General features: G+C 70.7%; 23 protein-coding genes and 2 pseudogenes. 17 read left to right on the forward strand and 8 right to left on the reverse strand.

Translation table 11 applies throughout. The annotated features are described in order from the left end of the window. The first annotated feature begins 24 nt into the window (after positions 1–24). From WMF45_RS10440 to WMF45_RS10450, 3 genes are all read left to right on the forward strand, one after another. On the forward strand, positions 25–378 hold the full coding sequence (locus tag WMF45_RS10440; protein ID WP_437716769.1) for a hypothetical protein: 354 nt from the start codon (positions 25–27) through the stop codon (positions 376–378). Between the two features lie 347 nt (positions 379–725). Next, entirely contained in the window at positions 726–1,694 is a 969-nt protein-coding gene (locus WMF45_RS10445) for an NAD-dependent epimerase/dehydratase family protein (protein WP_437716770.1), read from the forward strand. A 286-nt stretch (positions 1,695–1,980) separates the two neighbouring features. Next, positions 1,981–2,904, forward strand: a complete 924-nt coding sequence (locus WMF45_RS10450) for a Rieske 2Fe-2S domain-containing protein (RefSeq protein ID WP_437716771.1) — start codon at positions 1,981–1,983, stop codon at positions 2,902–2,904. Positions 2,905–2,927: 23 nt separating this feature from the next. Here the strand turns inward: WMF45_RS10450 and WMF45_RS10455 are convergent, their stop codons facing one another. Both WMF45_RS10455 and WMF45_RS10460 read right to left on the reverse strand, forming a co-directional pair. After that, entirely contained in the window at positions 2,928–3,074 is a 147-nt protein-coding gene (locus tag WMF45_RS10455; protein WP_437719696.1) for a hypothetical protein, read from the reverse strand. Positions 3,075–3,113: 39 nt separating this feature from the next. Beyond that, a pseudogene (locus WMF45_RS10460) lies at positions 3,114–3,326 on the reverse strand (NAD(P)-dependent oxidoreductase); the annotation flags it as partial. On the opposite strand from WMF45_RS10460, the gene WMF45_RS10465 reads away from it, so the two are divergent. The 6 genes from WMF45_RS10465 (at position 3,307) to WMF45_RS10490 (ending at position 9,972) form a co-directional block, all read left to right on the forward strand. Beyond that, positions 3,307–4,815, forward strand: coding sequence for a multinuclear nonheme iron-dependent oxidase (locus WMF45_RS10465; RefSeq protein WP_437716772.1), 1,509 nt, complete (start codon positions 3,307–3,309; stop codon positions 4,813–4,815). The pseudogene WMF45_RS10460 and the gene WMF45_RS10465 sit on opposite strands and share 20 nt — an antisense overlap. A 3-nt stretch (positions 4,816–4,818) precedes the next feature. Next, on the forward strand, positions 4,819–5,565 hold the full coding sequence (locus WMF45_RS10470; RefSeq protein WP_437716773.1) for a nucleotidyltransferase domain-containing protein: 747 nt from the start codon (positions 4,819–4,821) through the stop codon (positions 5,563–5,565). Next, positions 5,562–6,602: a hypothetical protein gene (locus tag WMF45_RS10475; protein ID WP_437716774.1), complete on the forward strand. Its 1,041-nt coding sequence runs from the start codon at positions 5,562–5,564 to the stop codon at positions 6,600–6,602. Before WMF45_RS10470 ends, WMF45_RS10475 begins: the two co-directional genes overlap by 4 nt. Continuing rightward, positions 6,541–8,085, forward strand: a complete 1,545-nt coding sequence (locus WMF45_RS10480) for a hypothetical protein (RefSeq protein WP_437716775.1) — start codon at positions 6,541–6,543, stop codon at positions 8,083–8,085. Before WMF45_RS10475 ends, WMF45_RS10480 begins: the two co-directional genes overlap by 62 nt. A gap of 87 nt (positions 8,086–8,172) precedes the next feature. Continuing rightward, positions 8,173–9,195, forward strand: a complete 1,023-nt coding sequence (locus tag WMF45_RS10485; RefSeq protein ID WP_437716776.1) for a TauD/TfdA family dioxygenase — start codon at positions 8,173–8,175, stop codon at positions 9,193–9,195. Between the two features lie 165 nt (positions 9,196–9,360). Next, a complete protein-coding gene (locus WMF45_RS10490) occupies positions 9,361–9,972 on the forward strand; it encodes a hypothetical protein (protein ID WP_437716777.1) in 612 nt (203 codons plus the stop codon). 317 nt (positions 9,973–10,289) lie between these two features. Here WMF45_RS10490 and WMF45_RS10495 read toward each other — a convergent pair whose 3' ends face one another. The 4 genes from WMF45_RS10495 to WMF45_RS10510 all read right to left on the reverse strand — a co-directional run bounded on the left by WMF45_RS10495 (position 10,290) and on the right by WMF45_RS10510 (position 14,847). Further along, positions 10,290–11,333 carry a hypothetical protein gene (locus WMF45_RS10495; protein ID WP_437716778.1) on the reverse strand — a complete coding sequence of 348 codons (1,044 nt, stop codon included), beginning with the start codon at positions 11,331–11,333 and terminating at the stop codon, positions 10,290–10,292. 314 nt (positions 11,334–11,647) lie between these two features. Further along, complete coding sequence (locus tag WMF45_RS10500; protein WP_437716779.1) at positions 11,648–12,694, reverse strand: alpha/beta hydrolase; 1,047 nt, start codon at positions 12,692–12,694, stop codon at positions 11,648–11,650. A 644-nt stretch (positions 12,695–13,338) separates the two neighbouring features. After that, a complete protein-coding gene (locus tag WMF45_RS10505; protein WP_437716780.1) occupies positions 13,339–13,569 on the reverse strand; it encodes a transposase in 231 nt (76 codons plus the stop codon). A gap of 63 nt (positions 13,570–13,632) precedes the next feature. After that, on the reverse strand, positions 13,633–14,847 hold the full coding sequence (locus WMF45_RS10510) for an alpha/beta hydrolase family esterase (RefSeq protein ID WP_437716781.1): 1,215 nt from the start codon (positions 14,845–14,847) through the stop codon (positions 13,633–13,635). 118 nt (positions 14,848–14,965) lie between these two features. Here WMF45_RS10510 and WMF45_RS10515 point away from each other — a divergent pair, with 118 nt between their 5' ends. Then, positions 14,966–15,121 carry a recombinase family protein gene (locus WMF45_RS10515; RefSeq protein WP_373372284.1) on the forward strand — a complete coding sequence of 52 codons (156 nt, stop codon included), beginning with the start codon at positions 14,966–14,968 and terminating at the stop codon, positions 15,119–15,121. A gap of 429 nt (positions 15,122–15,550) precedes the next feature. Here the strand turns inward: WMF45_RS10515 and WMF45_RS10520 are convergent, their stop codons facing one another. Beyond that, the gene (locus WMF45_RS10520) at positions 15,551–16,039 is read right to left on the reverse strand and encodes a transposase (RefSeq protein WP_437716782.1); all 489 of its coding nucleotides are present in this window, start codon (positions 16,037–16,039) and stop codon (positions 15,551–15,553) included. Between the two features lie 1,062 nt (positions 16,040–17,101). Here WMF45_RS10520 and WMF45_RS10525 point away from each other — a divergent pair. Both WMF45_RS10525 and WMF45_RS10530 read left to right on the forward strand, forming a co-directional pair. Then, a complete protein-coding gene (locus tag WMF45_RS10525; RefSeq protein ID WP_437716783.1) occupies positions 17,102–18,661 on the forward strand; it encodes a hypothetical protein in 1,560 nt (519 codons plus the stop codon). Next, positions 18,661–19,845, forward strand: coding sequence for an ARPP-2 domain-containing protein (locus WMF45_RS10530; RefSeq protein ID WP_437716784.1), 1,185 nt, complete (start codon positions 18,661–18,663; stop codon positions 19,843–19,845). The genes WMF45_RS10525 and WMF45_RS10530 overlap by 1 nt, the downstream gene beginning before the upstream one ends. Positions 19,846–19,941: 96 nt before the next feature. Here the strand turns inward: WMF45_RS10530 and WMF45_RS10535 are convergent, their stop codons facing one another. Next, positions 19,942–20,559 carry an isochorismatase family protein gene (locus WMF45_RS10535; RefSeq protein ID WP_437716785.1) on the reverse strand — a complete coding sequence of 206 codons (618 nt, stop codon included), beginning with the start codon at positions 20,557–20,559 and terminating at the stop codon, positions 19,942–19,944. Between the two features lie 156 nt (positions 20,560–20,715). Between WMF45_RS10535 and WMF45_RS10540 the strand changes: the two genes are divergently transcribed. The 5 genes and pseudogenes from WMF45_RS10540 (at position 20,716) to WMF45_RS10560 (ending at position 24,907) form a co-directional block, all read left to right on the forward strand. Next, the gene (locus tag WMF45_RS10540) at positions 20,716–21,627 is read left to right on the forward strand and encodes a LysR substrate-binding domain-containing protein (RefSeq protein WP_437716786.1); all 912 of its coding nucleotides are present in this window, start codon (positions 20,716–20,718) and stop codon (positions 21,625–21,627) included. Positions 21,628–21,806: 179 nt separating this feature from the next. Then, the gene (locus WMF45_RS10545) at positions 21,807–22,715 is read left to right on the forward strand and encodes an alpha/beta hydrolase (protein ID WP_437716787.1); all 909 of its coding nucleotides are present in this window, start codon (positions 21,807–21,809) and stop codon (positions 22,713–22,715) included. A 37-nt stretch (positions 22,716–22,752) separates the two neighbouring features. After that, positions 22,753–22,875: pseudogene (locus WMF45_RS10550) on the forward strand (hypothetical protein); the annotation flags it as partial. Between the two features lie 9 nt (positions 22,876–22,884). Next, positions 22,885–23,910, forward strand: a complete 1,026-nt coding sequence (locus WMF45_RS10555) for a cupin domain-containing protein (RefSeq protein ID WP_437719518.1) — start codon at positions 22,885–22,887, stop codon at positions 23,908–23,910. 88 nt (positions 23,911–23,998) lie between these two features. Next, on the forward strand, positions 23,999–24,907 hold the full coding sequence (locus WMF45_RS10560; RefSeq protein WP_437716788.1) for an SDR family oxidoreductase: 909 nt from the start codon (positions 23,999–24,001) through the stop codon (positions 24,905–24,907). The last annotated feature ends 7 nt before the right edge of the window (positions 24,908–24,914 follow it).

The following is a 24,914-nucleotide window of genomic DNA, read 5'->3' on the forward strand; positions in this document are numbered from 1 at the left end:
CCTGGTATGGGTAGGGTGGCTGCCATGAGCTGGACCGAGGATGACCAGAGCAAGCTCGACCGCCTCCGTGACAGGGAGCTTTCCGGCACGCTGACACAGCCCGAGCAGGAGGAGCTCGCGGCGCTCATGGCGCGGATCGAGGCGGAGGAGGCGGCGGTGCTTGCCCCGGAGATGGCTCGGCTGCGTGCCGAGGCCGGCGACCTGACGGCCGAGCTGGTCAGCGTCGAGGGCGAGAACGAGCAGCTGGCCCAGATCATGGCACAGCAACAGGCCCTCGTAGTCGACGCGCGCAGGTTCCTCGAAGAGTTCGACCGGCGCCGCGCGTCCATCCTCGACGGACTCACCCGCGTCGCTGGCGGGCCGCTTCCCGCTGCATGAATGGCCGTCTCGACTGAAGCGCGCGCAATCGTGCGGGCCACCTTCGGTGGACGGTGGGTTACTGCGGCGTTCCCGAAACGTCCGTGGGAGGCGAGCTGGAGATTGATCATTTCCACCCGCTTGCTGCGGGTGGTTCCGACGACATCGGGCCGCGCGCGGCAGAAGCCCAGGTCGTCATGCGGGCGGACGTTGTGACAAAGGGTCCGGGAGAAATGCCTGATTGACCGCGGGTACATCGATTCAGTCAACTCCTCCCCGTGGTTCGAGCCGATCGACCACTGCGCCCGTCCCGGCGCCGCCGGTGGCCGCATTGGACATCCGGTGAGAGAGCGCGCATCGTGGCGGCCATGAAGGTCTTCGTTACAGGGGGCTCGGGGTTCATCGGAGGCCATCTCATCGAGGGGCTCGTGCGCGCCGGTCACGAGGTGAGCGCGCTGGCGCGCTCGCCCAGGAGCGCCGATGTCGTGCGACGTCATGGTGCGACGGCGGTCGCGGCCGACCTCGGGACGCTGAAGGGCGAGGACCTCGCGGGCGCCGAGGCCGCTGTGCACTGCGCCGCGGTTGTCGAGGAGTGGGGGACGCGCGCGCAGTTCTGGGAGGGCAACGTGGAGGGGACGGGGCGGGTGCTCGCCGCGGCGCGCGCCGCCGGTGTGCGCCGGTTCGTCCACGTGGGCACCGAGGCTGCGCTCTTCGATGGCCACGATCTCATCGATATCGACGAGACGCACCCTTATCCCGAGCGGCAGCGCTTCCTCTACTCGGAGACGAAGGCAGAGGCGGAGCGGCGCGTGCTCGCCGCGAACGAACCCGGCGGCATGACCACCGTCTCCATTCGCCCGCGCCTCGTCTGGGGTCCAAGGGACGCGACGGTGCTGCCCGTCGTGCTGCGCATGGCGCGGGAGGGGAGCTTCGCGTGGCTCGACGGCGGCGGCGCGCGCACGTCGACGACGCACGTCGCGAATCTCGTGCACGCGCTGCTGCTCGCCCTGGAGCGCGGCCAGGGCGGGCGCGCCTACTTCGTCGCCGACGACGGCACGCGCACGTTTCGCGAGTTCCTGACGGCGCTGGCGCGGACGCAAGGGGTGGCGCTGCCCGGGCGCAGCGTCCCGAGCGCCGTCGTCCTCCCGCTCGCGGCCGCGATCGAGGGCGCATGGCGCCTCCTCGGCGTCCGCCGGGCGCCGCCGATGACCCGCTTCGCCGCCGCCATGATGTCGCGTTCGGTGACCGTGAAAACCGACCGCGCCCGCGCCGAGCTCGGGTATGCGCCCGTCATCGGCGTGGACGAGGGGCTGGAGCAGCTCTCGGCGGCGCGCTGACAGGGGACGAGCCGCGGGCGGTGAACACCGGGGATCCCGCCGGCGGCGAGCGACAGAGAGCTCGCGGGCGGGCAGGGCAAGCGGCGGACAGGCGGCCTCCGCAGGAGCGCGGCCGTCCGCTCGGGCGCGCGAGGCCTGCAGGAGCCAGCTTGGCAGTACCTCGGCGCGTCCGGGTCTCGTAAGATGACGAGCTCAGGCCGCGATCACCGGCACGATCGAGCCCCTCCGCCCGGCGCTGCATGAGCGCGCGGGCGACCCCGACAGACGCTGAGCCGAGGAGACCCACGTGAGCGCTCGAATCCCTCTGCAGCCTTTCCCCCAAGGCTGGTTCCAGGTCGCCGCCTCGGACGAGCTGTCCACGGGCGCGCCGATGTCGCTCCGCTGCTTCGGGCAGGATCTGGTGCTGTTCCGGACGCAGGACGGACAGGCCCGGGTCCTCGACGCCCACTGCCCTCACATGGGCGCGCACCTCGGGGTGGGGGGCCGCGTCGAGCAGGGCGGCATCCGGTGCCCGTTCCACGGATGGGTCATCTCCGGCGAAGGGAAGTGCGTGCACATCCCTTATGCGGACACGATCCCGCCGAAAGCGAGGATCCGCGCCTGGGAGGTACGGGAGCTCGACGGCCTGATCCTTGTCCACCACGCGCTCGGCGGCGAGCCCGCCGCCTTCGAGATCCCGCCGCTCGCCGAGGCGCGCTCGACGGAGTGGTCCCTGAACCTGATCAAGCGCTGGAGGGTCCGGACGCACATCCAGGAGACCCTCGAGAACATCGTGGATCCGGCCCACTTCGTCACCGTGCACGGCATGCTCGAGCCGCCCCGGACCGAGATCGAGATCGACGGCCACATCCTCCGATCGCGGTCGACGGTGAAGCAGAAGGGCCCGGGAGGGCGGGTGGTCGACGGCACGATCACATGGGAAGGCCACGGCATGGGGTACGGGACGATCCGCTTCACCGGCATCGTCGAGCTCCTCTTCGTGAACACCGTCACGCCGATCGACGACGAGCTCGTCGACATCCGCTTCGCCTTCTGGCTGCGCAACGACGGCGCGCAGCGCCTCGGCCAGGCCCTCGCCGCGGAGGTCTGCCGGCAGCTCGAGGAGGACATCCCGATCTGGGAGAACAAGATCTACCGCGCTCAGCCCGTCCTGTGCGCCGGGGAGAAAGGCATCATGACGTTCCGCAAGTGGAGCAGCCAGTTCCTCTGACGCGCGGGGCGCGGCGGCGGCCTCTATCCGGGCGGGGCCACATCGACCGGGAGCTGGTTCAGGGGCCGCAGCGCCTTGCCATCGAGGAAGGCGCGGATGTCCTCGACCGCCTGGCCATAGACCAGGCGATAGCCCTCCTCGGTGACATAACCGAGGTGCGGCGTGATCACCGTGTTGTCGAGCGCGAGCAGCGGGTGATCCGCGGGCAGCGGCTCGGGCTCGAAGACGTCGAGCGCCGCGCCGGCGATGCGCCGCGCGCGCAGGGCGGCGAGCAGCGCCGCCTCGTCGATGCTACGCGCATGGGTGCTGCCTCTCGCATCTCGGGTGAGCTCGACTTCTAGCCGATCCCGATGGCCTCTGTTCCGAATCCCTCCGCGAGGGCAGACTGAGGCAGGTCCCCGCGTGCTCGTGCCCGCCCCCAGATCGCCCCTCTCCGGCGCCGTCGGCGTTGGATTCCGCCCCGAGCTCGCCGCCGACTTGCTGTCCGCGCCCGGCGCGGTGGACTTCGTCGAGGTCGTCGCCGAGGCGTGCTTCGCGAGCCCGGCCGCGCGGCGCGAGGCTTCGGCCATCGCGCGCATCTGGCCGGTGGTGCCCCACGGCGTGAAGCTCTCGCTCGGCAGCGCCTCGGGCATCGACATGGATCGCGCGCGCCGCCTCGGGGCGCTCTGCCGGGAGCTCTCGGCCCCGGTCGTGAGCGAGCACGTCGCGTTCGTGCGCGGCGGCGGCCGGGAGATCGGGCACCTCACCGCCCTGCCGTACACGCTCGAGGCGGCGCGCGCCGTCGCGCGGAACGTCGCCGCCGCCCGGCGGGCGCTCCCGGAAATCCCCCTGCTGCTCGAGAACGCGGCGTGCACGCTGCGGTTCCCGGGCGACGCCCTCGGGGAGGGGGACTTCTATGCCGAGGTCGTCGCCCGCACCGGGTGCGATCTGCTCCTCGACGTCGGCAATGTCTATGCGAACGCCGTCAACGCCGGCGTCGATCCGGGGGAGCTCCTCGGTTCCTACCCGCTCGAGCGCGTGGCGATGGTGCACATCGCCGGCGGCGTCGTGGAGCACGGCTTCTACTTCGACACGCATGCCCATCCGGTCCCCGCGCCGGTGTTCGCCCTGCTCGCCCAGGTTGTTGCTCGCGCCGGGCCGCTCCCGATCCTCCTCGAGCGCGACGGTGACTTCCCGCCCTTCGCTGCGCTCGCGGCCGAGATCGCGACCGCGCGGGCGATCGCCCTGTCCGCGCCGTCCCGAACGACGTTGACCCGACCCACGTTGGCCGGGCCCACACCGGCCGAACCCACGTTGGCGCCGACCCGACCGGGGTTGGGGTTGGCGCCGACCCGACCGGGGTTGGGGTTGGCGCCGACCCGACCGGGGTTGCCCGCCTCTCGCGCCACCTCGCTGCAAAATTCTTTTGATGCTTCACCCTCCGAGGCGTCGGCGCTCGCCGAGGTCCAGGCCCGCGTGGCCGAGCTGCTCACCTCACCCGTCGATCCGCCGCCGGAGGCCGTGGCTCCGTTCGACGTCGAGGACGTCGCCCGGTCGCGGGCGATCCTCCAGCGCAAGCGCGTCGACGACGCGCTCCCGCTCCTGCCGCGGCTCTCGTCTCACCGCGAGGCGGCCGCGCGCCTCGGGGCCCGGTGTGTCGAGGCGTCGCCGCGGGCCCCGAGCCTCACGGCGGTCGCCGACGCGCTCCGCATCGCCGCGGCGGCGGCGGGCGACGCCCGGCTCGCGCCCGAGGCGATCGTCGACCGCCTGCTGCTCCGCGCCCGCTTCGTCGGGCCCTCGGGCGACGGGAGCGTCAGGCCCAGGCTCCTGCCGTTCATTCGGCGAGAGCGGCTGCCGGGAGGTCGGGTAGTCTGGGCGATCAAGGGGATTGGCTCGAGCGCCGAGGTCCGGCTCATCGAGCCGCGAAGGTAGACAATGAACGAGGGATCCATCGCCACGGGGAGCGCCGTCTCCAGGTTGCCGGCGCCGGTGCAGGCGCGGCTCGTCGAGCTCAAGGAGAGCCTGGAGCGGACGCTCGGCGACGAGCTTTCGTGCCTGCTCGTGTACGGGAGCGCGGCGCGGGGCGGCTACCGCGATGGGCAGAGCGACGTCGATCTGATGGTGGTGCTCAAGGAGGCCTCCCGCCAGAGCCTCGACGCGATCGCCAACGCGCTCCAGATCGCGCGCTACGCGGCCCGCATCGAGGCGATGATCCTCACCGCCGCCGAGATCCCGCGGGCCGCGGACGTGTTCCCGCTGCTCTACGACGACATCCGCCGGTGCCACGTGCTCCTCTCCGGCAGCGATCCCTTCTCGGCGCTCGTGATCGACGGCAAGAACCGCCGCCTGCGCGTCGAGCAGGAGCTGCGCGAGGCGCAGATCCGCCTCCGGCGCGCGGTGGTGGACGGGATGGGCGCGGACGACGCCCTGAAGGGCGCGGTCTCCCGCAAGGTGAAGCAGATCCGCGGCCCGCTCCACGCCCTGCTCGGCCTGCACGGGATCGAGGGCGGCGACGATCTGGGCACGGTGCTCGCGGGAGCGGGCAAGCTCCTCGGCGTCGACGTGGCCCCGCTGCCGCGCGTCCACGAGGCGCCGGGCGCGGCCTACGCGGCGCTGGCGGAGCTGCTCGCGCGCGCGGTCGACGACGTCGACCGGCTGGAGCACCCGGAGGCGGCGCGATGATCCACGAGATCTTCGACTTCTTCCCGTTCGACATGGCGTCGGGGCCGGCGTTCCTGCTCTTCTATCTGGCGCTCTCGGTCGCCGGCCTCATCTTCGCCATCCTGGTGCGCAGCGCCGTCGGCGCCTCCCTGGATCGAGCGGGGCAGGCGAGCGTCCCCGCGGGGGGCGCGTCGTACCGCTCACCGGCGTGGCGGCAGCGGCTCTCGGCGGGCTGGATCCCGCAGCCGGACGAGTACTGGGCGATCGCGTACCTCCGCGACGGGAACAAGGGCGTGGCCGCCACGCTGATCGCGGTCGCGATGGGCGCGGGCTGGCTCGTGCCCGCCGGGGACGCGAAGGACGCGCCGCAGGCGCTCCACCTCCTGGTCGGCTCGCCCCCGCCGGACCGGGTGCTCGCGGCGTTCTTCAGCTCGCTCTCGTCGAGGGGCGCGCACGGCCAGCAGACGGTGACGCTCTCGCTCGATCAGGTGCGCGCCTCCGCCGACCAGATCGCGGCCCGCTTCGAGCAGGAGCTCCGCGGCGAGCTCGCCGCCGCGGGGATGCTCCGCCCGCGGGGGACGATGACGGCCCTCTCGGCCGTTGTGTGGGCGGTCGGCGCCGGCCTGCTCGGCGTGGGGCTGATCCGCGCCATCCGCGCGGAGGAGCTCGACCGGCCCTACTCGTTCCTGGTGGTGGAGATGATCGCGCTGCTCGTCGCCACGTGGATGGTGGCGCGGACCGCGAGCGCCTACAGCACCATGAAGTCGGACTACCTCCGGTGGCTCGACGACTCGACCGTCTCGCTCCGCTCCGACGTCGCGAGCGGCCGCCGCCGGGAGGCGGTGGACATCGGCTTGACGGTCGCCGCGAGCGGCACGGCGGCGCTCGCGATGTCGCCGCTCTTCGGGCCGATGGTCTACGCGATGACCCCGCCCCCGCCGGTCTCGACGGGGGGCGGCTCGTCCGGCGGATCGAGCTGCAGCTCGTCGAGCTGCGGTGGCGGCGGCGGCTGCGGCGGTGGCGGCGGCTGCGGCGGTGGTGGTGGCTGCGGCGGGTGACGCCCGCTTCGAGGTGCTCGACGCCCTCGGCCTGTGCCGGCTCACCCGGCGCACCGGCGATCTCGACGGCGCGGTGCCGCTCCGGGTGGCGAAGGCGTGCGTGCCGCTGCTCGAGGGCAACGCGTTCGGGCTCCAGATCACGCTGGCGCGGCCGATCGAGGTGCGGCGGCGCCTTGGGTCGCTCCGCGCCGAGCCGGCGGGAGAGCACCGCGAGGCGCTCGCCCGCGCCCACCGCGCCGCGCTGACGCGGCTGGTCTCGCAGGGGTTCCTGGCGCCGGAAGGGGCATGGCACCGGGCGCTGCGCGGCGGCCTCGCCTGGACGTGCCGGAAGGGGCTGGGGCCGCCTCGCCTGCGCCTGTGGACGGGCCTCCTGGTGCGCCCCGACCCGGGTCTGTGGCTGCGCGTCGCGGGGGCAGCCAACCGCCGGAACGCGCTGATCGAGGTGAGCGAGGCGTACCTCGCCGACGACGGCGCGTTCGTCCCGCTGGTTGTCGAGCTGCGCGTCCGCGACGAGGCCCCGCAGCGGCTGCAGCTCGAGGGGGAGATCGGCTGCATCGCGCCCGTGCTCCCCGACGTGCAGATCGAGGCGTGCTCGCTCGCGGACGCGCCCGAGGTGGGGCGGGCGCACGCGGAGTTCTACGACGCGAAGTACTTCGCGGTGAAGAAGGGCCAGGTGACCCGCAAGTACCGGCGGCTCGTCGGGGGCACGGCGGGTGGGCGGAACGCGAGCGCGGGCGGGGGGAGCGCGGGCGAGGGGAGTGCGGGCGAGGGGAGCGCGGACGAGGGGAGCGCGGGCGAGGGGAGTGCGGGCGAGGGGAGCGCGGACGAGGGGAGCGCGGGCGAGGGGAGCGCGGGCGGGGAGGGCACGGGCGAGGGGAGCGCAGGGCCGGCGCGCGTGCGGCTGGTCGTCGCCGGGCCAGCGGCGCCGGAGATCACCGAGGTGACCGAGGTCACGACCGCGGCCGGGCCGGATCCGGTCCTCTGGCGCGGGGGGGCTCGGCGGCTCGCGTCGATCGTGGTGAGGAACGCCGTCCCGTTCCGCGCGACGTTCGATGGGCACACGCTCGCCGTCGCGCCGGAGGCGCCGCGCCTCGCCGAAGGGGCGGCTGCGGTGGAGCGCGCGTTCGCGCGGACCTTCGGCGACGATTTCCTCGCCGCGAACCGCGGGGCGCTCTGGTACCTGACGAAGTACTTCACGCCGCATCCGCCGGGCGAGCCTCACTTCTTCGTGAAGCCCTGGGCCTTCACCCGGACGCCGCCGGGCTGGTCGAGCCTGCTCGACGGCGTCAACGGCGACGGCTACGACGTGATGCGCGGCGTTGTCGCGACCGACGCCTTCTTCGCGACCCCGGCGGTGTTCCACGTGCGCCGGCTCGGGGCGCCGATCGAGGTGCCCGAGGGCGCGGAGCTGCTCCGGATCGTGCCCATCCCGCGCGACCTGCTCCGGGCCGGCTTCCGGGAGGCCCGCTTCCTCGATGCGTGAGCGGGGTGGACCGCGCGGCCAGCGGGTCTCTATGTGCTGGATAAATAGGATGATTTTCCCCTTCGAGCCCCCTCGCGGAGCGCGCCCATGAGCGAGCGATGGATCTGGCCCGGGCCGGAGGGCGGTCCGGCGAGGCTCTTCGACGAGCTCGCGGCGCGCGGCTTCTCGGTCCTCCGCGGCGACGCGGCGCTGGCGCCGGAGGAGGCCGCGCGGGCGCCGTGGAGCTTCGCCGAGCGGCTCCTCGGGGCAAGGCCGCTCCTTGTGGAGCGGCAGCCGATCAAGGCCGTGCCGGGCGGCAGGTCGTTCGCCGCGAGCTCCGCGGCGGCGCCGCTCCACACCGACAGCCAGTGCTTCGCTGGCGCGCCTCCGGCGGTGCAGATCATGGCCTGCGTCAGGCCGGCGGAGCGCGGCGGCGGCTGTCTCCTGCTCGACGGCTGGCCGCTGCTCTCGGCGATCGAGCGCGCCGATCCCGGGCTCTTCCGCGCGCTCTTCACGGTGTACAGGCGCATCCCGTTCGTCTTCGGCGACTTCTTCGGGCCCACCGTGTCGCTCCGCGGCGGCGCGCTCGCGCTCACGCACGCGCCGGTCGTGCCGCCGGGGGACGCGCTCGCCGCGCGCCTCGCGCGGTTCGTCGAGGCGTCGCGACGCGAGGTGATCGAGCTGTCGCTCGGCCCGGCGGACATCCTGGTCGTCGACAACCGGCGCATGCTGCACGGGCGGCAGGCGTTCGAGGGGGCGCGCGAGTTCGTGCGGCTGCTCGTCTGGATGGAGGCGCGGCTCCCGTCGCCGCCGGCGTACAACGCGCTCGCCGCGGAGGTCGCCGAGGCTGCCGCGCGCCGCCTCGCCGGAGCGCCGCGGGCCACGCGGCGGCGGCTCGGCCTGGGCGCGCCGCCGCTGCCCGAGGCCCGCCGCCGCCTGGGCCTGGTCCTGGAGATGCTGCGCGGCGTCCCGCCGGGTGTGCTCGCCGCGCGCGAGCGCATCCCCGAGCCCGAGCTCTACCGCCTGCGCGACGCGGCGCTCGCCGCCGCGGAGGAGGCGCTCTCGGGCGACGCGGAGGGCGCGGACGACGGCGCTCTGGTCGAGGCGATCGCGCGGATGAGCTGGGGGTGAGCAGCGCCTGCGCCACGGCCACGACTTCCTCGATCTGATTTCCGCCCTGTGCGCGGTTGACGCGAAATTCATGGTGATCGGGGCCTACGCCGTCGGTGTGCATGGCCGCCCGCGCGCGACCAAGCACGTTGGTGCGGCGCGGCCGCCAGGATAGATTCTCGAGGCATGGCGTCACGTCCTCTCGGAGCGGCCGCGCTGTGCGGGATCGCCGTTGGCTGCGCGGCGTGCAAGCCGGCGGCGCCGCCGCTGCCGGCGCATGTCCGCATCTCCATCGACGGCGCGGTCATCAGCCCGGCCAAGGCGGACGGCCGTCAATGGGACGGCATGGGCGCGGTCCCGGCGGAGGCGCTCACCGCCATCGGCGGCCTGCTCCGCACGAAGCACCCTGTCGCCGCGGCCGCCAGCGTGGCCGGCTTCGCGGCGGAGGCGGCAGGGGCGGGGACCGAGCCGCCGGAGCCCTTCGGCTCGGCGGAGCTGTTCGTGGGCGGCCGATCGCTGGGGAGGCGCGCGCTGGATCGCCCGGGGCAACGCGACACCTGCGCGCCTGGATGGAACGGACCGCCGACCTGGTACCGCGTGCCGCTCACGCCGGATGTCCATCTGAGCGGTGAGCTCATCGACAGGGACCTCGTGAACGACGATTTCATCGGGCGGTTCGCGATCCACCACGGTCATCTCGTCGAGGCGCTCCGAGCCCGCACGGTCTATCCGGTGGCGGTCGACAACCAGGCCGCCGGACAGGTGCTGTTCGTCTGGATCGAGGTCTGGCCGGAGTAGAGCGGCGGTCACCCGCTTCGGAGACGGGCCCACCTCGACGTTTTCGGTGCTCAGCGCACCTTCGTACGCTTGCGCGCCGAAAACGCCGATCTGGGCCCGTCTCCTGTGCGGGAGACCGCCGCTCTGCTCTGCATGGTGCAGAGGCGGGCGGAAACCGCTGTAGGGCGACAAACGGGCTGAGGCTGCCTGAAAAGCGCAGATTTCGGACCGCCAAGGCGCCATAAGACGCCAAGATATTTCTATTCTTCTGGCGTCTTCTGGCGTCTTCTGGCGTCTTCTGGCGGTTCATTTCTCGCTTGAGCAACGTGAACAGTATTCTAGGGCAGCGCGGCGGGCACCGCTTCGACCCGCGTGCTGACGACCCTCCGGCGCTGCGCGCCGATGTTCGCGAGATCGAAGAGAAACGTCAGCTTGGGCAGCTTCACGCCCGGCGACGGCGCCAGATGAGGCGACCTGAAGCGATCGTCCAGCGAGTCTTCGCGGATGATCGACCTGCCGTCTCCAGGTCTCTTCGTCGGCGTCGGGATCCCGTGCGACGTCCCATCCGGCATGACGACCCGGCTGGTCACGTGGACCGTCACCCTGCTCCCGGCGGCAAAGTCGCCGTTCATCGCCAGCGCACGCGCGGAGAAGCGCTTCAACACGGCCTGGGCGACGCGCCGGAAGTCGTCGCCGTTCCCCGTGTTTGCCTCCAGGAAGCGCACCGAGACCAGCCGTCCCTTCGCGTCCAGCGTGAGCTCGAACGAGCTCTCGGAGTCCGGCGGCACGGCGGATGACGACACCTCCTCCGCGACAGCAGAGGCGAGCACGCCCGCCGCGGGGAAGACCAGGACCGGCTGTCGCCCCTCCTTGGCCGCGTCGCTCCGCGCGGAGCGCTCAGGGACGGGGCGCGCCGGGGCGAGGGGGCGCTCGGCAGCGCGGGGACGCACCGGAGGCTCCACCGGCAAGACACCTGGCAATGCCCAGATCGGCGCGCCGCCGAGGCCTGGAGGTGCCGCGGCGGGGGGAGGCGCGTCGGGCGCGTCCGGCGGCGCGTGGGCGGCGTCTGCCGGCGCGTGGGCGGCGTCCGGCAGCGCGTGAGCCGCGTCCGGCGGCGCGTGATCGTGGGTCGCCGCGCCGGAGCGCGATGCTCGCGCCGGAGGCGCCTCGGACAGCGCTCGGCCGCGCTCTCTCGGCGCGGCACGCGAGAAGCCGGGATCGACGCCCGTTGCCCGGGCGAGGACCTGGCGGGGCTCCGTCGCTCGGGCTTCCGGCGTCCTGGGTTCGTCCAGCAAGACATCGGTGTCCAGCACCAGGAGCGGCTCGAGCTGGTCGCTCGCGCCAGCCCGCGCCGGCGCCTCGAGGCCCTCCGGCACGAGCACACGAGCCGCGATGACGCCGCCCGCGTGGAGGAGGAATGCTGCGAGCAGAGAGAGGGAGCCCCGACCGCGCACTGGCCGGCGCGAGGGTATCACGTGGGCGCGCTTCCGATGGCCTCACACCGACGTCGGAAACTGGCTCCGTGCGCCGCATCGCGCGGGCGCTCCAGCCAGTTCTGCGAGGCGCCCGCTCGAGCTCAACCGTTTCTTATCCAGGCATCAACGGCGCCGCCTTCACACGCTGTGCCCTCCACGGGCCCGCCATGGCGCATCCGTCGTCTTCTACGCTGTGCAAGCGTCGAGCGACGCTCGGCCGCTCAGCCTCGATTCCTTCTTGCTCGCGCTCTGAAGAGGAGGGCTCCGATCGCCGCAAGATGGATCCCGAAGCGCCAAGGCGGCGTTCCGGGCTCGGACCCGGGGACCGAGACGCTGCAGCTACAGTCTTCCGTCGCGGGCGCCCCCTCGTCGGTGCCGCCGCTCGCGCTGCTCGAAACCTGCCCGCCAGTCGTTGCAGAACCGCCTGTCGTGACAGCACCGCTTCCGGGCACGCCCCCGCCGTTTCCGCTTCCTTCCCCTGCGCTACCGCCGTTGCCGCTCCCGTCCCCTGCGCCCGCGCCGTTGCCGCTCCCGTCCCCTGCGCTACCGCCGTCGCCCGCGGCCCCGCCGGCCCCTCCGGCGCCATCCGCCCCACCGGCCCCACCGCTGCCCGTCGTGCCCCGGTCGAGGAAGATGCGTTGGGCGAAGTTGTAAAAGCTGCGGTTCCAGACCGTCTTGGTATGGCCTTCGTTCGCCTCGATCTGGTAAATATGGTCGATGTTGTTCTGATCCAGGAAGTCGTGATAATTTCTGCTATTGCCGATCAGGTTGTCTGCGCTGCCGCAAGAGATGAAGATGAGCTTCACGTTGTTCTTGACCGCAGCCACATCCTTGATGGTCTGACTCGGCTGCTGGGTGTTGGGCGCAGCCGAGTACGGTCCGATGTAATGGAAGACATCGGTGTTGGGGAACCGGAAGTTGAAGGTCTGCCCCCCGCCCATCGACAGGCCGGAGATGGCCCGCGAATCGGCGTCGGTGGCGGCGGAGTAAGTCTTCTCGACCCAGGGGATCAGGTCGTTGAGCAGGACGTCCCCGAAGTTCGCGAAGCGCGCGAAATCGTCTCCTCCGTCCATCTTGCCGCTGGGCATCACGACGATCATGGGTTTGGCCATCTGCTTCGAGTACAGATAATCCATGATATTGTCGGCATTGCCTTCGTTGCTCCCCTGGCCGATCCAGGAGACCTCATTGCCGCCGATTCCATGATGCAGGTAAACGACAGGGTATTTCTGGCTCGTCGAATACCCCGGCGGCATATAAACCGTCAAACGCGTTCCGCAAAGTCAAGATTCTCGGAGCCGTTCCTGGCTCGTGCAGTCCGACTGTACGAGCTTATCGACAGAACGGGTCTTATGCGATCAGACAGGCCTTCCACTCGTGAAACGCCTGCGATTACCGCGACGTCGCACCAAGCGGAAGGCATCCTACCGTATAGCTGTACACTACTGGCACCAAGCGGAAGGCATCCTACCGTATAGCTGTACACTACTGGCTCTCTGCGCGAGCGCTGTCCACGCGTGCGTGGTGCTCGCCGAGCGCCGAAGGTCGCGGAAACGTGGGGGAGAAGCGCGATGGCCCCGGAGATCGCTCTCCGAGGCCGGTGCTAAGAAAGCGGGGTCGCGTTTCCGCGATCCCGCGTGAATGGCTCCGCATGGGGAGCCGAGCACCAACCCGTTCGCGGGGCTCTCGGCGGGACGGGTTCGCTCCGCTCGCGCGGTCCCGGAAATGCGAACGCCAGCGAATCTGGCAGGTTGCGCGACGCGAGCCGGGACGCGCTCGCTGATTCGCACCGTCCCGCGACCAAGGCGGGCGCTGCTCGCCGCCGCGGTTCGAGTCCAGGATGGGGCGAGGCCACCGGGCGGTGGAGACAAAAGCCCTTCACTCGCGCATCGTGACGCCGCTTTTCGCGCGGTCAGTCGGATTTGGGCCCGTGAGGTCCCCCTTTTGGCGCCTTCACCGAGGCGCTGTCGAGAGAGCTCCACTTCCAGGCGATGCCGCGACGACCGTCATACAGGATGCCGGCCATCACGACTCGCGCTGAGACTGGAGGGCGATCTCCCTTCGGCTTCGGCGGCTCCGCTCGTATCAGCGGCTCGATCCGACGCCACAGAGCGTCGGGCACGTCGGCAAACTTGGCTTCCACAAAGCACTGTAGCTCACACTCGATCCGACCTTTCAAGAGGTTTTAGGCTCGACTCTTGGCAGCCTAGAACTGACTGAAGAACTTCCAAACCTCTTGCGGTTGCCAACGTTGACCACCCTCTCGCGGCGGATCAGGCGTGTGCGGTCCCACGAAGGAGCAGAACTCGACCGGATAACCCGTCGTGCAGCCCATGAAGTTGGTGCACACGTGGTTTCCGGTGGCCCTTGTCGGCTCCTTCCAGGTGCAACCGTTCAGCCCGGCGTACGTCTGCGCCATCGAGACACCGGCACTGTACTGAAGGACGTTGTCGTTGGTGCCATGGGATGCGTAGAAGGCGACCGCTTCGCTCGGCTTGCAGTTGCCGGCACTGAGCTGCGCCATTCCGTTGTAGACGGCGACGGCGCGGACACCCCAAGTGCCGGTTCCATCGAGTGGACGCGAGCAAGCCGTCCGGTAGGACATGCTGCCGCCGTAACTCCAGCCGTTTGCGAAGATCTTGCTCTTGTCGATACAGAAATTTTGCTCGACCTGCTCTACCACGGCGTCCGCGAGTGCCACGTTCGAGCCGCTTGAGTCGGGCCACCCGCAGCCGCTTTCCCCGTTGCCATTCCCGGTGCACGGCGTTCCGTTCTTCTCCCCGTTGGGAGCCACGAAGATCGTACTGCTGGCGGCGTCGGGGATGTCCTTCAGCCAGTAGTAGTTCTGCTGATACATCTGCTTGTCGTTTCCATCGAGCTGATGCCAAGCGATGACCAATCTGTACGGCTTCGTATTGTCGTAGTTGGCCGGCACGCTCAGGATGTATCGACGTTGCCGATTCGCCGCCATAATCGAGATCGGGTTGCCGTTATTGTACATGCTGGCGGGAATGGTCGGCGCTTTGCCGCACCCGGCGGACAACGTACCCGTGTCCGAGCCTCCACCAGCGCCACCACCGGACCCGGCCCCGCCGGCTCCGCTACCACCTGAGCCAGCAGCCCCGCCCGTGTCCGAGCCGCCCGTGCCCGAGCCGCCCGTGTCCGAGCCGCCCGTGGCCGAGCCGCCCGTGTCCGAGCCGCCCGTGGCCGAGCCGCCCGTGTCCGAGCCGCCCGTGGCCGAGCCGCCCGTGGCCGAGCCGCCCGTGCCCGAGCCGCCCGTGGTCACGGCACCGGTGCCTGCGGAACCATTGGGAGCGCTACCTCCAGAGCCCTGCGTGTCGCCCGAATCGGACGAGCAACCGACGAGCGCCGAGGCACACGCGAACGAGGTGAGAATGACGACGAGGGAAGCGCGGTTCATTAGGCCTCTCCATAAAGGGGACGTACGGGTTTACCTACCGCTTGTAAGTACCGGAGTCACGGTCTAGAAATTTATTCCTTCGCTGTTCGCTCCCTCGGTCCGATCCGCGGGTGAGCACGTGGGCGCTCGTGGGCGACGCCGAGCTGGCGCGGGCTGGATGCACTCCGCCATTCGCGAGATGCTGCGAAACCCAAAGTACGTCGGCGAATTCTCGTTCGGTCGACGGAGGTGGAATCTGTCAACGCGGATGAGACAGCGGTCACGAGAATCCTAACTCGGCACGCGCTCTCGTATCGCCGGTGGCCGCGGCGGGCTCGTACCTCGGTACAACGTCGCACGGCTCACTCCCAGCGCGGCGCACGCGGCGACCACCGAGACCCCAGGCTCGGCGAAGTCTTCCACCAGGTCCATCAGCTGTCTCCGTGCGGATAGGACAAGCAAACGCGTTCCGCAAAGTCAAGATTCTCGGAGCCGTTCTTGGCTCGTGCAGTCCGACTGTACGAGCTTATCGACAGAACGGGCCTTATGCGATCAGACAGGCCTTCCACTCGTGAACCGCCTGCGATTACCGCGACGTCGCACCAAGCGGAAGGCATCCTACCGTATAGCTGTACACTACTGGCACCAAGCGGAAGGCATCCTACCGTATAGCTGTACACAATCGGCGTCATCACCCGATGCGTTCCTTTTCGCCGCGGGTATTTCACCTGATAGGCCACCCGACCGTCGCGGAGGATGCTGAGCCGCTCCAAAGCGAAGCGCGGCTGACGCCGAGTGTCGCGCACGCCTGCGCGATGGGGACGTGCGGGTCATCGAGCTCTTCGATAACGTCCATCAGCGCTCTTCGTCGCTCGTGAGGTTGATGCCCAGAATGGCAGAGACTTTTTTTGGAGATCGATGAGCTTCTCAGCGAGCGCGAGCTTCTCCTCGAGTCGGGCCGAGCGCTTCTCGAGCTCGGCGATGCGCCGGTCCTTCGCGTCCTGCTTCGGCTTGCGGCCGGGCTTGCGCCCGCGAGAGCCTCGCTGCCGTGGAGAGCGAGCTGCTTGCGCCACGCCGTCAGGAGGGAGCTGTAGATGCCCTCGCGGCGCAGCAGCGCCTCGATATCGCCGCGCTGGGTGCATGCGGCCGCCTCGCGAACGATGCGCAGCTTCTCCGCCGCCGAGAACTTCCGCCTCTTGCCCGCCTTCGGCATGGTCTCGACGGCGACGCCACTCGCGCGAGGAGCAGCGCCCTGCGCCGCTGGGGCAAGGGTAGGATCGACGGATCGGAGATGGGAAGGCTTGGGCACGGGTCAGGTCCATTCTCCGCCCTCTCACCACAGATTTCCAGGGGGAGCCTGTCTCACCCGACGTTGGCACAGAGGGCTTGCGCCCCCTCAACGGGAACAAGGGGCAGTTTGCGTTTGATGGCAAGGCGGTGTAACCGAATACGCGACGCCGCTGCTTGAGCATGGCGGCAAGGTGGCTGCGCCCTCGGCGGAGCTGCGAGAGGGCGGTCCCGATCGGCATCCCGAGGCTCCGGGCGATCTCGCTCACCTGCTCACCGCCGCCGACGAGGATCAACACCCAGCGCTCCCACTGATGCACCTCCCAGAGCAGGTCCACGATGGCGCGAACCTCTACCTCGCCGTAGGGAGACGGCGCCCGCTACCGACCGGCGACGTAGATCAGCGGAACGGCGACCTCCAGGCGGCAGACCCCGTCGTGGGACTTGCGACCTGGTGGACGGCGACGGCGTTCAGCCGGCCGCGGTGGCGTTCAGGATGGGCTCAGGATCGCGCGCGGCGCGCGCTGGCGAGGTCGACGACAGGCGCAACGTGGTTGGGCTGCTGTACCAGGAACTTTTCCGTGCGGGCACGCGTGCCAGGGGCGGCTCGCGCCCCACACGCCGCGTTGCCTCCCTCGGGGAAAGCGGTCAAGGGACAAGGAGTCCGCGGGACATCCAGGTCGCAACCACAGGCTTCGTGCCCTCCCAGGCGACGAGGGCCTGCTTCGTGAGGTCGATGTCTGTCCGTTTTTCGCCACCCTTGCCCTAACTGGGTTCGGAGCGGGGGACGAAGACATGGCAGGCAGGGTGGAGAGTTCAGCGCTGCCAGCGATGACCTTGTCGTCAAGGGAGATCTTGTCCTTCGAGAGGTGCCCCTCCAGGTGTATGCTGCCGGCCGCCGCCCGTGGGACTTCGGGGCGATTTCCGATCCCAGTCTGGAAACTGTCGTAGGTTGATCGCCCCACCATTCCCCGGGCGGCTCTTTGCCATGCCCCCCGCCCCTCCCGCGCCCCCCGCACGCTTCCACACCGAGCGCGTCGAGCGCGAGGACCTCGTCATGTTCATCAACGCCTGCTTCGCGTGCACCGGGCAGGCCGAGTTCTATGGCACCTCCGGCGGCCAGGCCGTCTCCATCGAGTTCCTCCACGAGTACATCCTCGGCAATTACCGCCGCCTCTACGCGCGCACGCTCGCCGCCGGCATCAACCACTTCAACCAGGCGCGCATCGCCGTGAACCTCCTCGCGACCGGCGCAGAGACGCCCGCTCCCGACCGGCGCGAGGAGGGCTCGCTCATCGCGGCGGCCCTCCGGGAGCTCCCCCCGCAGCGCGCGCTCCGGGCGCTGCGCGAGCTCCGGGAGCGCCGCGTGAACAACCGCCGCGCGCGCGCCGTCATCCGCGGCTACCTCGCCGGCCGGCCCGACCCGGCGTTCGACGCCGTGAAGTACCGCGCCCACCTCCGCGCGCTCGCGGTGCACGCCCACCTCCAGCTCCCCGGCGAGGTCGGGCCCTTCCTGTTCGAGCCCAAGCGCCGTGCGCCGTTCGAGACGCCGCTCCTCGAGCGCGCGCGGCAGGCGCGTTATGCGAAAGAGGCGATCTTCGACCTGCCGCTGACCGTCGCCGAGGGGCTCGCCGCCGCCCGCGGCGTCTCTCGCGAGGAGCTCCTGCGCCGCGCCGCGCCGCGCATGACCGAGGGCGAGCGCCTCCGGCTCCAGCGCGCCGCCGGGCGCGAGGACGTCGACCTCGCCGTCGACCTCGGCCGCGCCCCGCTCACGCGCGTCGCGCTCTATGCGCTCTCGCTGCCCGAGAAGGTGCGGCGCGAGCGCCGCGACGAGCTCCACGCGGGGCTCGAGCGCGCCGCCGCCCGCGCGCTCAGGAAGAGCCCAGCCGCGCTCGGGCGCGTCGCCGCCGTGCTCGACAGGAGCTACTCGGCGTCCGGATCGAGCGAGAAGCGCCGCCGCCCGCTCGCCGTCGCGCTCGGCGTGAGCTACCTGCTCCGCGCCGCCGCCCGCGAGTACCGCGCCTTCTGGACCGCACCCACGCCCGACGAGATCCTCGTCGGCGCGCGCGGCCAGACCGATCTCGCGACGCCGCTGCTCGACGCGCTCGCCTGGCGACCCGACGTCGTGGTCATCCTCTCGGACGGCTTCGAGAACGACCCGCCCGGCGCTGCCGCCGAGGTCGCGCGCTGCTTCCGGGCGCGGCTCGATCCGGGGCAGCGCACGTCGATCGTCCACATCAACCCCGTGTTCGACAGCGAGCGCTACGCGCCCCGCGCGCTCGGCCCGTCGATCCCGACGGTCGGCCTGCGCGACGCCGAGGACCTGCCGACGGTCCTCGGCTTCGCCCGCTTTGCCGAGGGCACGGCGCCGCTCGCGGAGCTCGAGCGCTACCTCGCGCAGCGCGCGGCCGCGCTGCTCTCGCGGCACGCCCGGACGCCGGGCGCCGCGGAGGCATCTGCGGACGCGGTGCCGGCAGACGCCGTGGCGCCGGCAGCAGACGCCGAGCTCGCAGAAGAGGCGCCCGCCGCGGCGCTCGAGGTGCCCTGATGGCCAAGGCGCCGGCCCTGCTCCGGTCGCTCTCGCTCCGGGGCCTCTCCGCGACGCACGCCCAGGTCTTCGCGGGCGTGCGCCTGGTCCCGCTCCTCCGGGACGCGCCGCGGGACGACCTGCGCATCGCCGGCCGCAGGCACGAGGACGCCTGGTCGATCGTCGATCTCGGCGACGGCACCGCCTACTGCTCCTATGTGCCGCACGCGCTCGTGATCGGGTGGACCGAGGACGGCTCGCCGGTCGCGTCCTACGGCGCGGCGCTCGCGGGGCCGGAGGTCCGAAACCCGCTCAGCAAGTGGGGCTGCGGCGTCCAGCTGCTCCACCGCATGGCCCGGCGCGAGGCGCGCGGCGAGGACCCGGCCGAGCGGAACCGCCTGCGCCTCCTGCCGCTTCACCTCGCGATGGAGGGCTTCCTCGCGCTGCACTTCAACGCCCCCGAGATCGCCTGGTCCGAGTACTCGCGGCGCGCCATCTCCCGCGGCCTCGACCCGCGCACCGAGATGTCGCTCTCCGGCCGGGCGATCCCGAGCCTGGAGGACGCGCTGCGCGTCTTCGAGATCCACGAGGGCCAGTGCGGCGTCCTGCTCTTCGTCGGCGAGCTGCTCGCGTCGGTGTTCGTTGTGTCGCACCCCGACGACTACCGCGCGCTGCACCGCACGCTGATCGAGGACTTCTACGAGCAAACGCTGCTCTACGCGGCCCGCCACAACGGCGACAGCCAGGCGCTGGAGCACCCCTTCGATGCCGCGCAGATCGGCTCGCTCGACGACCTGCGGGCCGCGCTCGGCCGGGCGCGGGCGGAGGCCGGCGCGCTGCACGTGGACACGGCCGCGGGGCTCCTCGGCCGGCCGATCACGGCGGAGCGCGTGTACCGGGCGGGGCCGTTCTCGCTGCAGCGGTTCATGACCGAGCTCGATCCGTCGCTGGACAACCACATCGGCGAGGCGATCGTGCGCGAGGACGGCACGCTGGAGTACGCGAAGACGTACCGGCTCGCGGCGGGGCAGGTGAGGCGTGCCCGGCTCCTCCAGCAGCTCGCGGCGCACGGGTGGAACCTGAACGCCACGGCGTCGGCGCTCCGGACCACGCGCGATCAGCTGATCCGGCGGATCGAGGGCGAGGGGTTCGGCTACCTCATCGCGGAGCACGTGCTCAAGGCGGCGCTGAAGCGGACGAAGTGAGCGCGCTGCTCGAGGCGCTGACCGAACAGGTCTGCAGCGGCTGATTTCACCCACCAGGAGTCGGCCAGGGGTCCAGAGAGAGATTTCCCGCCTCGTTCACCTGCGCAGAGCGCTGGCGACCTGGCCGACGAGCGTGGCCCAGGGCATGTCGAGCGCGGCGTAGACGTCGCCCGCCTCCGGACGGCCGTTGTCCTTGAGGATTTCGACAATCAGGGTCGCGTGGTCGGACAGGATGACGCCGGCCTGCTGCATGCGGAACAGGCTCACGTCGTGCTTGGTCTCGCTGAACGTTCCGGAGGCGTCGACGGCCACATACGCGTCCAGCCCGCGCGCGACGGCCGTCATCGCCGGGAAGCCCGCGCACACCTCGAGCGAGATACCCGCGAAGATCAGCTTCTTGCGGCCCGTGGCCTCGATGGCCCTGGCGACGCGCGGGTCGTCGTAGGCGTTCACGGTCGAGCGATCGATGATCTCGATGCCAGGCAAGGCGTCGACGAGCTCGGGGAAGGTCGGCCCCCACATGCTGTCGCGCGCCGTCGTGGTGACGACGATCGGCAGCTTGAGCGCCCTGGCGGCCTTCGCCAGGGCGACGACGTTGTGCTTCAGCTCGCCTGTCGAGTAGTCGCGGACGCCGGTCATGAGGCCGACTTGATGGTCGACAAGGATGACGGCGGCGTTGTCCTGGGTGAGCGGCTCGTACTTGCGAATGGTCATCGGGTCCTCCTGAGTTCGTCGCCGGATCCGGGTGGGTCCGGACGTTCGGTGTCACGGTCGTTTGCCGTGACGACGCGAGGGCTACCCGCTGGACGAACAGCCCAGAAGACGGCAAAATTCGAACTCAGCGTCCGGTCGGTTGGACGATGGTGAAGCATGCTGGATCTGAACGATTTCTTCCTGTTCGTGCAGGTCGTCGACCGGGGTGGATTCACGGCCGCGAGCCGTACGCTGCGGACCCCCAAATCGACGCTCAGCTACCGCATGCAGCAGCTCGAGAATAGCCTCGGGGTCCGGCTCCTCAACCGCACGTCGCGCAAGTTCGGGACGACGGATGCAGGCGAAGAGTTCTATCGGCACGCGGTCAGCATGCTTCGCGAAGCCGAGCTGGCCGAGGCCGCGATCCGCCAGCGCCTGGCCGAGCCGAGCGGCACGATCCGCTGCACCGGCGGCGTGGCGACGATGCAGTTTGCGATGTCCGACATCGTCGCGGACTTCCTTGTGCAGTACCCGAAGGTCAACCTCGTCGTGCATGCGGTCGACCGCGCCGTCGACATCGTCGGAGAGAACTTCGACGTCGCCATCCGAGCGCACTCCGATCCGCTGCTGGATTCCACTCTGGTCCAGCGGACGCTCGCGCCCGCCCCCTGGTACCTGTTCGCCGGATCCGACTACCTCGACGAGAAAGGCGAGCCGCAGAGACCCCAGGACCTGCGCGAGCATCCCTCGCTGTTCATGATGCGGACCGGGGTCGAACCGGTCTGGCGGCTGCGCCACGCGCGTCAGGCCAAGAGCGAGGCCGTGGTGCCGCTGACGCCGCGGCTGTTGAGCGACGACATGGTCGGCCTGCAGCAGGCGGCGATCCGAGGCCTCGGGATCGTCGCCCTGCCCGGCTACATCTGCCGGGCGGCCGTGAAGTCCGGCAAGCTGCGCCGGGTGCTGCCGAGCTGGATCGCGGGCGACTCCACGATCACCGCGCTCATCCCCTACAGGCAGGGGCTGCTTCCCTCGGTGCGCGCCTTCCTCGATCATCTGGCGGCCGAGCTTCCGAGAGCCGTGCTGATCTAGGTCGTCCAACCAGCTGGACGCTACGTCTCAAAAACGGCGTCTTTTCAGGTCGACGTTTCCCGCCCCTAGATGTCCCACGCCACGCGCGACACGTGGCTCCGCGCGGACGGCGGAGCCATGTCCAACGATGGAGAACGACGATGTCGGAAATGCAGTTGCAGGATCATCAGCGTAGCAAAATGGAAATCATCAAGCTCTCGTCCGAGGAGCGGCAGCGCGAAGCCGCGCTGCGCGAGCGGTTCGCCAACTTCTGGGCGACGGCGATGGGAGACCAGAGGACCGTCTACGATGCTTTCATCTCCGGCTCTCCTCTGACCAGCGACGTCACGCTCGAGGCTGTCGACGAGGCGGGCGTGCAGGGCTTTTTCATCCATCCGCCGCAGGCCGAGCCGAAGCGGGCGATCCTCTACCTGCACGGCGGCGGCTACGTCCTCGGCTCGGCGAAGGCATACCGCGGGTTCGTCAGCCAGATCGTCAGCCGCACGGAGATCCCGGCGCTCGTCATCGATTATCCTCTGGCGCCCGAAGCTTCGCTGCCGGCCGCTCCGGACGCGGCGCGGACTGCCTACATGTCTCTGGTCGCCAAGGGCTTCGACCGCATCGCGATCGTCGGCGACTCCGCGGGCGGCGGCCTCACGCTCGTGACGCTGGCGGGTTTGACCGGGAAGCCCGCTGGTCCGGCGCCGGTCGCGGGCGTCGTGTTCTCGCCGTGGGTGGATCTTTCCTTCACGGGCGCGTCGATGACGGACCCGGGCATCGTCGATCCGTTGATCGGCCACGACTACCTGCAGGACTGCGCCCGCAAGGTTGTCGGCGCCTATGGCACCTCCCATCCGCTCGCCTCGCCGCTGTTCGGCGACCTGAGAGGCCTGCCGCCGCTCCTCCTCCAGGTCGGCACCGACGAGCGCCTGCTCGACGATTCCAGACAGTACGCCGATCGCGCGGCGAAGGCCGGAGTCCCCGTCGAGCTCCAGATCTTCGAGCGCATGCACCACGTCTTCCAGCTCGACGTCGCGCACCTCGAGACCAGCAGGAACGCGCTCGATCGCGCCGCCCGCTTCCTCCGCGACGCCTTCGACCGCGGCTGAAAGGAGCCCGCCAGAAAAGGAGAAACCCCAGTGGCCAATGAAACCCCGAAATTCGACGTCGTCATCGTGGGCGGCGGATCCGCGGGCGCCGTGCTCGCGAACCGCCGTCGTCGATGCACGTGGCGCGGTTCGCGGCGTTGACGGACTTCACGTCGTCGATGCGTCGATCATGCCGGACATCATCTCGGCGCCGACGAACGTGACGACGATCATGATTCGCCTGGCAGCATGCGCCATAGTACGACGCGTGTCGCTCGACGCTGCGATCCACTCCCTTGCCGGCGATCCGCTCACCGACATCCTGCGGCTCACCCAGGCCACATCGGTCATGGCCGGAGGCATCGCCGCCGGTGGCCGCTGGGCCGTCCACTTCCCGCCGCCCGGCGAGATGAAGATCTCGGTCGTCGCCAAGGGAGGCTGCTGGTTCCGCCTGGACGGCCACAAGAAGGCGATCCGTGGTGAGCCGGGGGACGCGGTCCTCCTGCCCGGGAGAAAGGGGTTCCTCGTCGGCAGCGACCTCTCGGCCCCGCCCCTGGACGTGATGGGCCTGCTGGCCCAGAAGCGCCACCTCTTCTCCACCATCGGTGACGGCTCCGAGGTGCTGCTCCTCGCCGGCGGCGTGACCCTCGATCCGCGCCACGCCGACCTCGTGCAGGGCGCGCTTCCCCCTTTTCTGCACGTGCGCGCGACCGCACCCCAGGCAGCCCCCATCCGCTGGCTCATCGAGCAGCTGCTGGCGGAGCAGACCGCGCGCGGCGCGCCGGGGGCTTTCCTCTCGGCATCGATGCTGGCGCAGCTGCTGTTCGTCCAGATCCTGCGCGCCCACCTGGCCGCGGCGTCACGCCTGCCCGCGGGCTGGCTGCGGGCCATCCGCGACGAGCGGCTGGCGGCGGCGCTGCGCCTCCTCCACGGCGAGCCGGCGCGCGACTGGAAGCTCGAGGAGCTGGCCCGCGCCGCGGCCATGTCGCGCACCACCTTCGCCGTGCGCTTCAAGGAGGCCGCGGGGGTGGCGCCGCTCCAGTACCTCACGGCGTGGCGCATCCGGCTGGCGGAGCGGCGGCTGCGGGACGAGGCAGCGCCGATCTCGCAGATCGCCGCCGCGCTCGGCTACTCGTCGGAGAGCGCCTTCAGCCAGGCCTTCAAGCGCGTCACCGGCAAGCGGCCGCGGGACTACCGGAACGAAGCGCGCGGCTGAAGCTCGTCCGAGCGTTTCGTACGCTCGCGACAGTTATCGGCACGCTGGCGCATGGTGCGTTCGACAGGCCATCGCTATCGATGAGGACATGCGAACCGTGCTTGTCCTCGGCGGCACCGGGCTCACCGGCCGTCGCCTCGTCGAAGCGCTGCTCCAGGAAGGGTTCCTGGTCCGCTGCGCCGTGCGCAACCTCGACGCCGCCCGCGCCAGACTCCCCGCCGCCGCCGAGCTCGTGCGCGGCGACATCGCCGATCGCGCTGCCATCGAGGAGGCGGTTCGCGGCTGCGAGGCCGTGTTCAACTGCGTGCACACGCTCTCGCCGCAGAAGGCCGCCGCGCCCGGCGAGACCTTCGTGGACACCGAGCTGCGCGGCCTCGAGAACGTGGTGGCAGCCTGCCGGATCCACGGCGTGCGGCGCGTGCTCTACGTGACCTTCCTGGGCATCACGCCCGACACGCGCTCGATCTGGGCGCGCGGTCGCTGGAAGGCCGAGCAGATGCTGCTCGGCAGCGGGCTCGACGTGACCATCCTCCGGCCGGGGCAGATCGTCGGACGCGGCGGCTTCGGCTTCGACACCACGCTGGCCAACGCGCGGCGGCGCGTGGCGCTGATCCTCGGCAGCGGCCGGAGCCGCATGCAGAACATCGCGCTCGACGATCTCGTCCATTACCTCGTGCGCAGCCTCGACGAGCCGCGCACCTTCGGTCGGGCCTTCGACGTGGGCGGCGACGAGGCGTTCACCGCCGGCGAGATGGTCGACGTGGCGGCCCGCGTGCTCGGCCGGCGCCCGCCGTGGAAGCTGCACCTCCTGCCCTGGCTGCTGGCGCCGTTCGCCGGGCTCCTCGAGCGCATCGCTGGCCTGCCCCGCGGCGCCTTCGCCGACCTGCTGCTGGGCCTGGACGCCGACCTCGTCGGCGATGTGGGGCCGATCCGCGCCATCATCCCGCTCACGCCCATGCCGTACGCGCAGGCCGTCGAACGCGCGCTCGCCGACTGAGCACCTG

This window comes from Sorangium sp. So ce448 (assembly GCF_051520915.1).
In the GTDB taxonomy this organism is placed as follows: domain Bacteria; phylum Myxococcota_A; class Polyangia; order Polyangiales; family Polyangiaceae; genus Sorangium; species Sorangium cellulosum_B.